Genomic DNA, 12,191 nt, shown 5'->3' with positions numbered 1-12,191 from the left:
ATAATGTTTCCTTTTGTTGAAGTAATAAGTATTTTGATAAAGGGAGTTGGTTAGTGTGTTAAACAAAGAAAAGGCATACGTTTATGAGCTCAATCCGACAGATGAATTTTCCCCATTTAAAACCGAAGAAGAATTATCATTAGATGATAATACCGAAAGTGATGAAGATTTAATGTTTGATGAAGGAATAAAGCAAGAAATAAAAGATACTATAAAATATGCAAAAGAATTGTTTACTCGTTATACTTGTTGGGAAGGTGATGGTGAAGTTTACATATCTGGATTACCAGGAGATAATTGTGATACATTCCCACTAATATTTGTTACTATAAAACAAGTAAACAATGGATGTACATTTTTATATTCGCCTGTTGAACTGCCATATTTAGAAGATTACTTAGCAAAAAAAATATAAATATAACCTAAGCATCCTACGGGGTGCTTTTTTCATGCGTAAAAACAGGGAGTTGGTGGTGATGTAAATGGCTAAAGGAAAATATGAAGAATGGCTAACAAATGAAGGGTTAATCAAAATAGAAGGTTGGGCGCGTGATGGATTAACAGATGAACAGATAGCGACCAACATAGGCATTTCAAGAAAAACATTATATGAATGGATGAAGAAGTATAGTAACATTTGTAACACCTTAAAACGTGGTAAAGAAGTAGTTGATCGTCAAGTTGAAAATGCGTTGCTTAAGCGTGCATTAGGTTATGAGTATGAAGAAACTACATCGGAACGCTTTAAAGATCCAGTTACAGGTGAAGAAACGATGATTGAAACTAAGCGAGTTACAAAGCAAGTAGCGCCAGATACAACCGCCCAAATATTTTGGTTGAAGAATCGAAAGCCTGCTGAATGGCGTGATAAGCAAGATATTGAAATGTCAGGTCAAGTTAATAATCCATATGCTGGACTAACTACAGAAGATTTAAAGAAGCTGGTTCGTGATGGATAAAAGACTAATTAAATTAGGGGCACAGATAGAACTTGCAAAACGTGAGTTCTTTTTTTATTGCAATTTAAAGGCGCCTGATTTTTATAAAGATGATCGCAAATTTTTAGTTGATTTATGTAATGATTTTCAGTCTTTTTATGAATCTGATGACGAGGTAATGATAATTAATTTGCCACCGCGTCACGGTAAGAGTCGTTCAGCTGGTTTATTTGTTGAATGGGTACTTGGTAAAAACAATAATGAAAAAATAATGACAGGTTCATATAATGAAACATTGTCCACTATGTTTTCTAAGAATGTCAGAAATGATATTCAGGAAGAAAAAGCAGATTTATTTAAACCTGTTTATTCTGATGTGTTCCCTGGTACGGTAATCAAACGCGGTGATGGTGCAATGAACTTATGGTCATTAGAAGGTGGCTATAACAACTATCTAGCAACTTCACCAACTGGTACAGCTACAGGTTTCGGATGCTCGTTAATGATTATTGATGACTTAATTAAAAATGCTGAAGAAGCTAACAATGAAAACATCAAAGAAAAACATTGGGAATGGTTTACTAATACAATGTTGTCACGCCTTGAGGAAGGTGGCAAAATAATCATCATTATGACCAGGTGGGCTAGTGATGATTTGGCAGGCAAAGCAATAGAACATTACACAGCAGAAGGTAAAAAGCTTCGTGTTGTATGTATGAAAGCTGTACAAGATGACGGAACCATGCTTTGTGATGAAATATTATCAAAGAAATCTTGTGAATCAAAGAAAAAAGCAATGGGGCTTGATATTTGGTCAGCGAACTATCAGCAAGAGCCAATTGATTTAAAAGGTCGGCTATATACATCATTTAAAACCTATGATGGCATGTTGCCGGCATTCAAGGAAATTAGAAATTATACTGATACAGCAGATGAAGGTTCAGATTATCTGTGTTCAATCAATTATGGCGTAACTTTTTCAAATGAAGCCTATATACTAGATGTACTTTATACACAGAAATCAATGGAAACTACGGAGCCTGAGACTGCGAAAATGCTTTATGATGGAAAAGTAAATGTTGCTGACATTGAATCAAATAGCGGAGGACGAGGCTTCGCTCGGTCAATAGATCGTATTCTTAAAACTGAAATGAAGAGCAATTATACAACTGTAAGTTGGTTTCACCAATCAAAAAACAAAATTGCAAGAATTCTATCAAATGCGACCTGGGTAATGCAGCACATTTATTACCCTGCAGATTGGAAAAATCGCTGGCCGGAATACTATAAGGCAATGACAACCTATCAACGAGAAGGTAAAAATAAGCACGATGATGGTCCTGATACTACAACTGGTATTGCTGAAAAAGTTACATGTGGAATATTGGATATTTCATCATCAAGGCATAGTATTTTTTAGATTGGAGGTGAATACATGCATTATTTTTATGACAAAACGGGTTATGATTTTTTAGAAGATGCTTATTCCGGTGGTGGTGGATTCAAAGACGGAAGATATTTAATTCCTCATCCTAGAGAAGATTATGAAAAACTCCTTAACAGAAAAGAATTAGCCTATTATTCTAACTTTGTAAAACCTGTTGTCGATTCACTTACGAATCCAATTTTTCGTAAACCAATTGCAAGGGATTGGGAGGGACAAAGTCATTACCTATCAAGTTTTCTCGAGGATGTGGACAAGTTAGGCTCAAGTATGAATAGATTCATGAAAAAGGCCGCAAGATTGGCTAGACTTCATGGATCTATTTTTATTGTGGTTGACAATACTGCTGAACTAGACAAAACAGTTGCTGAAGCTAAACAAAAACGTGCGTTTCCATATTTGTATATGATTAAGCCCAATCAAGTACTTGAATATCAATGTGATAGGTTTGGGGTGTTAGCATCAATCACATATGAAGTTAGTAATGCTTATAATAAGTCATTTGGTGGAGTTAATATTAACAACGATGTTGAAACATGGACTTGGGATAAAAATAACTGGGAATGTAAAAAGGGTGATACTGTAGTTGCTGGGGGCACCAATGAATTAGGGATTGTTCCGATTATTCCGTTTTTAGGAGTAGATGCTGAAACAGGTGATTTATTACCTACATCGCCAATGCTTTCAATAGCACGTACCAATTTACAAATTTACAATTTATGTAGTGAACTAAGAGAGATTTTAAGGAATCAAGCTTTTGCAGTACTTTGTTATCCGATAACAGAAAAAGTGAGTATAGATAAAGCTCAAAATGGTATTAGAATTGGAACTGATACGTTATTGCCTTTCGATGGTGAAACAAAAAGCATCCCATGCTTTATTGCACCATCTGCAGAACCGGCAACTTTAATACAAACTGAAATAGCTAGGCTTATAGAAGATATCTATCGGCAAGCAAATCTTACAAGTGTTGTTTCGGTGCAAACAAAAACCTCTGGTGTAGCCAAACAATGGGATTTTGAACAAACCAATCAAAATTTATCAGATATGGCCGAGATGTGCGAACTTGTTGAACGAGGCATTATTAAGTTATTTGCATTGCGAACAGCATCTACAATTAATTATAAAGTAGTTTATCCACGTGATTTTGGCATCGTTGATGTGCGAGCAGAACTAGATAAAGTAGCTGCAGCACTTGATTTAAATGTTGGAAATGAATTCAATAAAGAAGTCAAAATTAAAGCAGTTGATACCTACTTATCAGGGATCAGTGACGAGCGATATGATGAAATTATCGCGGATATACAAGATGATACCGATGATTTAAAGTTTACTAAATCCGAGGATGATTTATAATGCAAGAGTTTAATCAAGAAAGGTTTAGACAGCAAGTTCGTGAAATTCTAAAAGGTTATAAATCTTCTTATGACCAACTGGTTAAACCGGTTGAAGATGAAATTATCAAAAGAATAAATAATGGCGATAATGTATCTACCGCAGTATCTGGAGCTCTTGCAGATACTTCTTTTTTTGCTGTAACAAAAAAATCTATTACAGATGCAATGTACTTATCTGCATGTGCAGGTTACGGGATCCTACCAAATCTAATTGCCAATCCATCTGAAGATAAGATAAGAGAAAAGTTGTTATCGGAAAGTTGGACCGGTGATAAAATGAATTTATCAGAGCGATTACACGGAACAAAAAAAGTTGTGAAGCAAAGAATTGTAGATACAATTAGTTCCGCGATGCGTAAAACTAAACCAGTAAAAGAAATGGCAAGAGATCTATATGATGGTTATAACAGCGGCAAAGGTGTTATAAATAAAGCTGATTTACCTGAGTATCTTAAATCATTGCGATTTGAAGCATTAAAAGCTGCTCGTGGCGATAAAAAAATGACACTTCCTCTGGAAAAAGCGATTGGATTAGCTGAGTATAATATCGAAAAATTAACCTCAAGAGAATTAAAAGCGGCTTACAAAGCTATTCTTGATGCAGCGAAAAAATTTCAAGCGGAAGCATTAATAAAATCTACAAAAGTAGCATTAGAAGAAAAAACACGTTATTATGCGGAACGCATTGCACGTACCGAATCGGTAAGGGCATGGTTTGATGGATTTATTGCTGAGAACCAGGACGATCCGGATGTGTGGGGATACAAATGGGTACTGAGTGGTAAACATCATTTAGTAGGTTTTGATCAATGCGATTTATGTGCAAATATGAATGTTGGTTTTGGTAAAGGAATATACCCAAAAAGTAAAGTACCGAGTATTCCTCGACACCCGCATTGCATGTGTATGCTTGAGATTGTTTATGAATGGGAAGTAGATAAAAATTCTAAGTTTGATGCAAATAAAGCAAGAGAATACATAGATTCACTGGATAAGAATAAAAAGGTTTCGTTGTTTGGCAGAGGTAGTACTAGAGAACATGACAAAGATTGGGACTGGCAAAAACATCTTAAGGACTGGGATGGCTTTGGCCAACCTAAAAGTAGATTAGCACCAATAGAAATCGAATTAAAAGGTAATGAATATAAAGAGTACAAGGAATCAGAAATTTATGAGATGGCTGATGCTATGAATGAAATTGCAGGCCAATATGCTCAAAATATTAGTAAGTGGAGTGGTAAACTTAATATTACGGATGGTGGTTATCAGGCGAAGATGTGGAACTGTAGTATTTCCTTGCGATTTCAAGCCTGTAATCATTTAATTTTACATGAAATGCTTCATGCCAGATCGGTGAGTTATTATGATAAAAAAACATATGGATATCATAATAAAATTGAAGAAGCTTCGGTTCAATTGTTAAATCAAGAAATTAGTAAAAATAAAAAAATCCTGATTATCGATTCTGACTATGATGACAATGCAGAAATTCTGCGAAAAATAAATCGCATAGCTAAACTGTATGAAAGCGATTTAGATTTTGCTACTGCATTATTTAATATTCCATTACCTAAACGTCTTGAATGGTTAGAAGATAAAGTTTATGAAAATATGATGCAGGCAGGGAATTTTGAAGATTACCAGAATGTAAATGAATTAATAAATCATTTTGCATAGGAGTTGCTGAATATGGACGTTAATGAGGCTATTCAAAAAGTAAGAGAGTTGTATAATAAAGGCTATGCTAAAGTGAAGGACGAAGATATTCTTGAAGTGTACAATGAATGTCGGGCTTGGATAAAAAGTGCATCAAAAGAGGATAGAGAGATTTTTTGGAGGAAGAGTCCCTGGGAATCTATCTGCATTATGCGTGATGGAATCATGAGAGAAATTGATCCAAATTATGATTATGTAAAAGAAGAAAATGCAATAGTCATAGATGCAGATATTTATAGAAAAATAAAAGGAATGTGATTTACTATGGATCTGGATTCAAAACAAAAGGTTTTATTAGCTATCTATACGGAATATCAAAAAGATATTCCTAAAATGGAATTGATCACAAATGTTAATCTTGATATGGATAGTCAGGTTTTTCGTATTGCAGTAGATAAATTGCAAAGCGAAGGATTTATAATAGGGGCAAAAATTCATTTCCCAGCCGGTAATCCTTATCCGGATAAATTAATACCTCATTTTATAAAAATGACACGTGAAGGTATTGAATTTGTTGAAGAAAAAATGGAAATTCAACGATCATGGACAAGTAAAGAAAAAGTAGAAGACTTAAAAATAAAATTTGGTAAATTAGGCTGGGATGCTTTAAGCGATTTTGCGGCAAAAACATTAGTGGAAATTTTAAAGCAAACAATTTAATAAATGCGATTAATACGCTCACTAAATAGTGGGTGTTTTTTTATGAAGGGAGGGAGTTAAAATGAATACGAAATGCACCCGTGGAGGTAGTAAACCTAAAGGTAGTAGAGGAAAATAAATTGAAGGGAGTAATAAACAAATGGCTAAATATCGTAAAAAACCAGTAGTAATTGAAGCGTTCCAGTATGATGGAGATTTAATGGATAGCAACGGTAAGTATTATGTTCCAGAATGGGCAGTTAAGGCACACAAAGAAGGTGTTATTTATTTTGATTCGCAAGACAGTGATAGTCCACCTACCGAATTATATATTAAAACACTTGAAGGAAATCATCATGCAAGTGTAGGTGATTACATCATTCAAGGTGTACAAGGAGAGATTTACCCTTGCAAGCCGGATATTTTTGAAAAGACTTATGTAAAAGTAAACGAGAATGATAATATGCTTGTATCAAAAGAGGATTGTCTCGCTCGTGAAAATGGGGATAATACATTAACACCGTATGAAGTTGTATGTGCTGATGAAAATGTATTTGTAATTGCGCCAGTCTCAATTAATGATGATGATAGCTGTACTACTGATTATGAACAGCTTGAAGCATATTCAAATGATAAAAGCATAAATAGTTTAGAAAAATTAGGATTTATAAAGATTGAGGATTAATTAAACGACTAAGCAATATAGCTAGTCGTTATTTTTATGTTCAAATTTATATAAGGAGAGATTAACATGCCTAAAACAAAAGAAGAGATTTTAGAAGCGCTAAAAGCACTTGAAGGTGGCGAAGAGTATGTAACTGGTTTTAATGCCATTTTGAAAGATGCAAACAAAAGTTCTAAATCACTAAAAGAACTTAGCGAAAAAATCAAAGAGTTTGAAACAAAAAACACATCATTAACTGAAAGATACAATAAAGTTTCAGATTTTGTAGGACTTCCGGTGGATGTAGATGATCTTGATGTAGCACTAGAAGAATTAAAAAAGAAAAAAGGAGGCAATCCTGATTCTGCTGTATTAAAGAGCCAAATGAATGAGCTGCAGCGTAAATTAAAAACTCTTACAGACGATAATGTTGCAAAAGAGAAGCTATATAACGATGAAAGAGGAAAGCGCCATCAAATGATTCGCGATATTGCTCTTAGAAATTCGTTAGAAGCAAATAAAGCCTTAAATCCGGCCATTACCGCAAGACTGCTTACTCAAAATGTAAAAATTTTAGACGATGATAATGCCATTTTTATTGGCGAAGATGGCTCTGAGGTAACTGTGGATGAGGGGGTCAAATCCTTCCTGGATAAATATCCGGACTATTTGGCGAATAAACAAGTGCCAGGTGCAGGTGGTTTTGGAGATGGTTTAGGTGGAAAAGCCGTAGATTTTAATAAACTATCTCCAGAAGAGTATCGCAAATGGCGCGAAAAACAATAAAAACTATTAATTAATAATTGAGAGGATGATTTTTCATGGGAAACACTTTATTAACACCGAGCATTATTGCTCAAGAATCTCTTATGGTTTTGCAAAACAATATGGTACTAAGCGATTTGGTTTACAAAGATTATTCAAAAGAATTTGCCAATGTAGGTGATACCATCACAGTAAGAAAACCTGCAACTTTTACAGTGAATGAATTTGGCGAAACTATTGTAATCCAAGATGCAAAAGAAAAAGGCACTCCAGTTGTAATGGATAAGCATCTAGATGTATCCTTTGCAATTACATCCAAAGACTTGAGTTTAAACATTGTTGATTTTTCGGAACAATTTCTTACACCTGCTTTAAGTGCCTTTGCACAAGGCTTAGATGAACGAATTGCAGGTTTATATGTGGATGTTCCATATTGCACGGGTACGGCCGGAACTGCTCCTAATAGCATTGGGGCATTGACAGGGGTAAGAAAGGTGATGAACGACAACAAGGTTCCGATGGCAGGGCGTAATTTAGTTTTAGATACTAGCGCCGATGCAAAATTACTTGAACTTGATTCGTTTAATCGTGTGGATGCAAGTGGTACAAGCCTGGCTATGCAAGAAGCTATTTTAGGAAGAAAATTCGGATTTAATTGCTTAATGGATCAAAATATTAAATATCATTCAAATGGTACTATTGAAGGTGCTGCAATTAAATTGTCTGGTCCTGTTAGTAAAGGCGCTACTTTAGCTGCATTAACGGATACTTCTCTTACTGGCACCCTTAAAAAAGGTTCTTTATTCACGGTAGCTGGTGATTCTACTACTTATGTAGTTACAGAAGATGCAACTGCAGCAAGCAATGTTTTGCAAGTGAAATTCTATCCTGAAATGAAAGCGGATGTTAGTGCAAATACTGCAGTAACATTAATCGCTGATCATGCTGCAAATATTGCTTTCCATCGCAATGCTTTTGCCTTAGTATCTCGTCAATTATCTTTGCCAATGGGCAATACTTTATCTAGTTATATCAATTACAAAGGTATGGGATTACGTGTTACTTTTGGCTATGATATCAATCACAAGAAAGATATTTGTTCTATTGATATGCTTTGCGGTTTTAAAACAATGATTCCAGAGCTTGCTTGCCGATTATTAGGTTAATGGGAGGGGAATGTGATGAAAATAAAGACAATTACACTTTATGATAAATCCGGAGAAGAAATCATCGTGAATGAATCTGATTTTGAATCGTATAAAAAATTAGGCTTTTTGAAAAAAAAGCCTAAAGTTGAAAATGATCCACCAAATGATCCGGCAAAAAAACCAGACCCTGATGGAGATATCACTCCACCAGAAAATCCAGATGGTAAATAATCATGAAGATCAAGGTGAAGTTTGACGCGGAAGCTACTTTAAGAGCATTTGAGCGTGCACCCGCAAATACAAATCGAGACTACAGAAAGGCTATGTTGGAGTCATGTAAATTGGTTCAGCAAGGCGCAAGAGAGGTACATCGATTTAAACCAAACACAGGTGAACTTGCAAGAAGCGTTTCTTATCGAGTAAACAAATACAATGATGGAGTTGTTTACTTAAGTGAGAAAATAGCGCCTTATGGGAAATTTGTTCATGAGGGGACAAAACCTCATGATATTTTCCCTAATAAACACAAGATGTTACGGTTTGCAACATCTCCTAATACTGCACTCTTTGGAGGAGGACGTTTTTGGCGATTCCATGAGGGTGGATTTACTTATGCTTTTGGGGTGCATCATCCTGGTACAAAAGCAGATAGATTTCTTTACAAGTCTGCATGGAGAAATCAAGATGAAATCAATAATATTTTTGGCAGGTATACTCAAAAAGCAATTAAGGAGGCTGGATTATGATTGAGGAAAATAATGGTCTTGGAAATTACAAAGGTAAAGTTTATTTCGATTTGACTGTAATCGAAGGAGAATCTCTTTTAAAAACCGTTGTAGGAATTAGCCATATTGAAAAATCGACAAGATACATTGAAAATTTAGCAATAAGTTTGGGTGTTAAAGTTGAGGAAATTACGAATCCAGTTCCAATGAAAATTCAAGAGCTTGCAGAGTGTTATATGTTTATGGAAGCGGCAAAGAAAAAATCAAAAATGAATGCTTCTGGAAGTAGTGAGGGTGCAGATGCTTATGAGTTAAAAAGACGTGTTTATGCTGCAGAGGTGGATAAGTTAACAAAGGAAATTACCGCGAATGATTTTTTAGCTAATAAATCTTCTACCGCGTGGGAATTTCCTTTTACTATGCCGTTATATAGGGGGTAAATTATGGCAGATTGTATTCAGTGGTGGCCATTAGCAAAGCATTTATCCCAGTCTTTAAAACAGTTTCAGACCGACGATGGTAAATCTCCATTTGATAAGTTTTATATTTATGCAGGTTCAAAATCAAATGATAAAGATTACCCATGTATAGAGGTAAAGTGGGACTTGGAAGGTGACATTAATCTACATGGTCGGTCTGAAGCGATCACGAATCTATGGATTGATATGTTTATAGAAAATAGTGATGATAATCCAGAAAAGCCTTATATGCTTTTGTATTTTTATCAAAATCATATATTGTCTGTTTTAGAAGAGTGGCCGAGTAAAATAAGTGAAGATTTAAAAGTAGCGGTGATGCTGAAAGTTAAGGAAATTGTATCTGATGCAGATATGTTTCGTCCTAACTGTGCTTGCCGCTTTTCTATTGAAATAAATTGGAGGGGGAAAACAATATGAGTAAAAAACAAACACTAGAAAGAGCGATTGATAATAATCTTTCTAGCTTTAATTTTGATTTGCAACTCTTTGCACCAGACCCAAATGATTTGTTGATTGGTGCAGGAAAGGTTTTATTTAGGCGTTGGGAAAATGGAGAAAAAACAGTATTTATGCATCTAGGAAACTGTCCTGAATTTAAATTGGCACCAAATATTGAAAAGGTTACAAAGTATTCTTCAATGGATTCAGCAAAAGAGGTATATGCGGAAGCGATTAAATCAATGGGGTATACACCTTCGATTACGCTTGATGAATATAATCCTTTTAATCTGGCATTAGGTTTATACGGGGAACAAGGTATTGAAGTTCAAGAGACTAAAGCTGTTACAAAAGAAATCCATACGGTTAAATTAGGTGCGCTTATCTCTGTGCCTTATAAAAATATTACGGATGTTACGATTTCACCAGTGACAACAACACCTGCAGAAGTTGGTAATGCAACATCATATGTTCAGTCAGGTGAAGCTGGTAAGGCTACCGTTACTTCTGGTGGTAATTATACTGGCAGTGATAATGGTGCATATTATATTGAAATTACGAAGGCAAATACAGTAGAAGGAACTATTACGGATGCAGAGTTTACTTGGCGTAAAGGCATTGCAGGAACACCTAGCGAAGCTGTTGTTGTCACAGATTCAGCGCAATCAATTGCTGAAGGTGTAACAGTTAAATTTACTGCAGCAAGTTCTGGACAAGATTTAGTTGTAGGTGAAGTTTATGAAATTAAAGTGAAAGCTGCAAGCGGCTCTTATATTGCAGGAGTAGATTATATCCTAGATAAAAGTATGCTTCGCGGTGGTATTATTTCAATTCCTAAAACATCAAATATTCCAGATGGTTCAAAAGTATTTGTTGGATACACGGTGCCTACTGCTAAGTATCCGAAGGTTATGGGCGGCACTGTGAAGAAAATTGAAGGCGACTTAATGTTTATTGGCGATCCGAAGCATGGTCGTCCATATGTATTAGAAATTTGGCATGTTAACCTTACGCCAAACGGTGATGTTGGTTTGATTACGGAGGAATGGGGTTCATTTACTATTGAGATGACAGTTCTTGCAGATAGGGTAAATCATCCGGATGAACCATTCTTTAAAATGACTGATGTTGCGTAATGTATTTTGATTTTGATAGGAGGATAAAAACTAATGAATAATAAGAAAATCAATTTATTATTTTATAATTTTATCCATTTCTATGTATTTCAAGGATGGTTTTTGGGTATGGTTTTTTCGGCTATTGGTGCAGTAATATGCTTTTATTTAGCATACGAAATAATGAAACATGGGTTATAATTTATAAAGCCGTCCTTTGGGGCGGCTATTTTATTTGGAGGATTTTTTATGAGTGATAATAGTCAAAAAGAAATAGATGTTTTATTAGCAGAAAAAGAGGTTGTCGTAAATGGCGAAAAGATTCTTATTAAGCCATATTCTTGGGCTCAAAGCATGAAGATTGTACAACCTATTGGAGTCTTGCTTGAGGTAGTTGTATCTAATGTTGAGAAGATAGATTTAGCTTTAAAAAACTTTTCGAAATCTGAAAATAAGATTGGTCAAATCCAAACAATTATTGATTTACTTGACTCTGTTGATGTAGATAAAGTAACAGAATCTATGTCGTATCTAATTCAATTGGCAATAAAGAAGCCAAAAGATTATGTAGATGAATTGATGATTGATGAAATATTTGATTTAGGTGCGGCGATTTATGAGGTAAATAAAAGTTTTTTCAAGAAGCGCTTGGCAGTCATGAAACTACCGAGCGGAAAGTAGAAAGCTCTGTTGTAACTCCATACGATGTCATACAAAAAATGA

17 protein-coding genes are annotated in these 12,191 nt (G+C 35.0%); all 17 read left to right on the top strand.

All coding sequences use genetic code 11. From position 1 onward, the window contains the following. The first annotated feature begins 55 nt into the window (after positions 1–55). Positions 56–415 (top strand): hypothetical protein, encoded by a 360-nt coding sequence (locus ACWZFG_RS03325; RefSeq protein WP_455577074.1) that lies wholly within the window; start codon positions 56–58, stop codon positions 413–415. A gap of 67 nt (positions 416–482) precedes the next feature. After that, positions 483–959, top strand: a complete 477-nt coding sequence (locus ACWZFG_RS03320; protein WP_455577073.1) for a helix-turn-helix domain-containing protein — start codon at positions 483–485, stop codon at positions 957–959. Continuing rightward, complete coding sequence (gene terL / locus ACWZFG_RS03315; protein ID WP_455577072.1) at positions 952–2,358, top strand: phage terminase large subunit; 1,407 nt, start codon at positions 952–954, stop codon at positions 2,356–2,358. Before ACWZFG_RS03320 ends, terL begins: the two co-directional genes overlap by 8 nt. A gap of 15 nt (positions 2,359–2,373) precedes the next feature. Further along, complete coding sequence (locus ACWZFG_RS03310) at positions 2,374–3,738, top strand: hypothetical protein (RefSeq protein ID WP_455577071.1); 1,365 nt, start codon at positions 2,374–2,376, stop codon at positions 3,736–3,738. Continuing rightward, positions 3,738–5,456 carry a hypothetical protein gene (locus ACWZFG_RS03305; RefSeq protein WP_455577070.1) on the top strand — a complete coding sequence of 573 codons (1,719 nt, stop codon included), beginning with the start codon at positions 3,738–3,740 and terminating at the stop codon, positions 5,454–5,456. The genes ACWZFG_RS03310 and ACWZFG_RS03305 overlap by 1 nt, the downstream gene beginning before the upstream one ends. 12 nt (positions 5,457–5,468) lie before the next feature. Beyond that, entirely contained in the window at positions 5,469–5,753 is a 285-nt protein-coding gene (locus ACWZFG_RS03300; RefSeq protein WP_455577069.1) for a hypothetical protein, read from the top strand. A 6-nt stretch (positions 5,754–5,759) separates the two neighbouring features. Continuing rightward, entirely contained in the window at positions 5,760–6,155 is a 396-nt protein-coding gene (locus ACWZFG_RS03295; protein WP_455577068.1) for a hypothetical protein, read from the top strand. 139 nt (positions 6,156–6,294) lie between these two features. Next, a complete protein-coding gene (locus tag ACWZFG_RS03290) occupies positions 6,295–6,819 on the top strand; it encodes a hypothetical protein (protein ID WP_455577067.1) in 525 nt (174 codons plus the stop codon). Between the two features lie 66 nt (positions 6,820–6,885). Beyond that, positions 6,886–7,584, top strand: coding sequence for a hypothetical protein (locus ACWZFG_RS03285; RefSeq protein WP_455577066.1), 699 nt, complete (start codon positions 6,886–6,888; stop codon positions 7,582–7,584). Positions 7,585–7,619: 35 nt separating this feature from the next. After that, positions 7,620–8,729 (top strand): P22 phage major capsid protein family protein, encoded by a 1,110-nt coding sequence (locus ACWZFG_RS03280; protein WP_455577065.1) that lies wholly within the window; start codon positions 7,620–7,622, stop codon positions 8,727–8,729. Positions 8,730–8,744: 15 nt separating this feature from the next. Then, positions 8,745–8,942, top strand: coding sequence for a hypothetical protein (locus ACWZFG_RS03275; protein ID WP_455577064.1), 198 nt, complete (start codon positions 8,745–8,747; stop codon positions 8,940–8,942). Positions 8,943–8,944: 2 nt separating this feature from the next. Beyond that, positions 8,945–9,457 (top strand): hypothetical protein, encoded by a 513-nt coding sequence (locus tag ACWZFG_RS03270; RefSeq protein WP_455577063.1) that lies wholly within the window; start codon positions 8,945–8,947, stop codon positions 9,455–9,457. Next, complete coding sequence (locus tag ACWZFG_RS03265; protein ID WP_455577062.1) at positions 9,454–9,876, top strand: hypothetical protein; 423 nt, start codon at positions 9,454–9,456, stop codon at positions 9,874–9,876. The genes ACWZFG_RS03270 and ACWZFG_RS03265 overlap by 4 nt, the downstream gene beginning before the upstream one ends. A 3-nt stretch (positions 9,877–9,879) precedes the next feature. Beyond that, a complete protein-coding gene (locus ACWZFG_RS03260) occupies positions 9,880–10,332 on the top strand; it encodes a hypothetical protein (RefSeq protein ID WP_455577061.1) in 453 nt (150 codons plus the stop codon). Next, the gene (locus tag ACWZFG_RS03255; protein ID WP_455577060.1) at positions 10,329–11,489 is read left to right on the top strand and encodes a phage tail tube protein; all 1,161 of its coding nucleotides are present in this window, start codon (positions 10,329–10,331) and stop codon (positions 11,487–11,489) included. Before ACWZFG_RS03260 ends, ACWZFG_RS03255 begins: the two co-directional genes overlap by 4 nt. Before the next feature lie 33 nt (positions 11,490–11,522). Beyond that, positions 11,523–11,669, top strand: coding sequence for a hypothetical protein (locus ACWZFG_RS03250; RefSeq protein WP_455577059.1), 147 nt, complete (start codon positions 11,523–11,525; stop codon positions 11,667–11,669). A gap of 48 nt (positions 11,670–11,717) precedes the next feature. Beyond that, positions 11,718–12,149, top strand: coding sequence for a hypothetical protein (locus ACWZFG_RS03245; RefSeq protein ID WP_147668499.1), 432 nt, complete (start codon positions 11,718–11,720; stop codon positions 12,147–12,149). Positions 12,150–12,191 lie beyond the last annotated feature (42 nt).

This window comes from Anaerosinus sp., from assembly GCF_965318445.1.
Note: the sequence above shows the minus strand (reverse complement) of the source record. Positions and strands in the feature narration are given on the sequence as shown.

Excerpts from the sequence above, each read along its gene's own strand:
- ACWZFG_RS03320 (WP_455577073.1), top strand. The coding sequence starts at position 483 with ATGGCTAAAGGAAAATATGAAGAATGGCTAACAAATGAAGGGTTAATC.
- terL (WP_455577072.1), top strand. The coding sequence starts at position 952 with ATGGATAAAAGACTAATTAAATTAGGGGCACAGATAGAACTTGCAAAA.
- ACWZFG_RS03310 (WP_455577071.1), top strand. The coding sequence starts at position 2,374 with ATGCATTATTTTTATGACAAAACGGGTTATGATTTTTTAGAAGATGCT.
- ACWZFG_RS03305 (WP_455577070.1), top strand. The coding sequence starts at position 3,738 with ATGCAAGAGTTTAATCAAGAAAGGTTTAGACAGCAAGTTCGTGAAATT.
- ACWZFG_RS03300 (WP_455577069.1), top strand. The coding sequence starts at position 5,469 with ATGGACGTTAATGAGGCTATTCAAAAAGTAAGAGAGTTGTATAATAAA.
- ACWZFG_RS03295 (WP_455577068.1), top strand. The coding sequence starts at position 5,760 with ATGGATCTGGATTCAAAACAAAAGGTTTTATTAGCTATCTATACGGAA.
- ACWZFG_RS03290 (WP_455577067.1), top strand. The coding sequence starts at position 6,295 with ATGGCTAAATATCGTAAAAAACCAGTAGTAATTGAAGCGTTCCAGTAT.
- ACWZFG_RS03285 (WP_455577066.1), top strand. The coding sequence starts at position 6,886 with ATGCCTAAAACAAAAGAAGAGATTTTAGAAGCGCTAAAAGCACTTGAA.
- ACWZFG_RS03280 (WP_455577065.1), top strand. The coding sequence starts at position 7,620 with ATGGGAAACACTTTATTAACACCGAGCATTATTGCTCAAGAATCTCTT.
- ACWZFG_RS03275 (WP_455577064.1), top strand. The coding sequence starts at position 8,745 with ATGAAAATAAAGACAATTACACTTTATGATAAATCCGGAGAAGAAATC.
- ACWZFG_RS03270 (WP_455577063.1), top strand. The coding sequence starts at position 8,945 with ATGAAGATCAAGGTGAAGTTTGACGCGGAAGCTACTTTAAGAGCATTT.
- ACWZFG_RS03265 (WP_455577062.1), top strand. The coding sequence starts at position 9,454 with ATGATTGAGGAAAATAATGGTCTTGGAAATTACAAAGGTAAAGTTTAT.
- ACWZFG_RS03260 (WP_455577061.1), top strand. The coding sequence starts at position 9,880 with ATGGCAGATTGTATTCAGTGGTGGCCATTAGCAAAGCATTTATCCCAG.
- ACWZFG_RS03255 (WP_455577060.1), top strand. The coding sequence starts at position 10,329 with ATGAGTAAAAAACAAACACTAGAAAGAGCGATTGATAATAATCTTTCT.
- ACWZFG_RS03250 (WP_455577059.1), top strand. The coding sequence starts at position 11,523 with ATGAATAATAAGAAAATCAATTTATTATTTTATAATTTTATCCATTTC.
- ACWZFG_RS03245 (WP_147668499.1), top strand. The coding sequence starts at position 11,718 with ATGAGTGATAATAGTCAAAAAGAAATAGATGTTTTATTAGCAGAAAAA.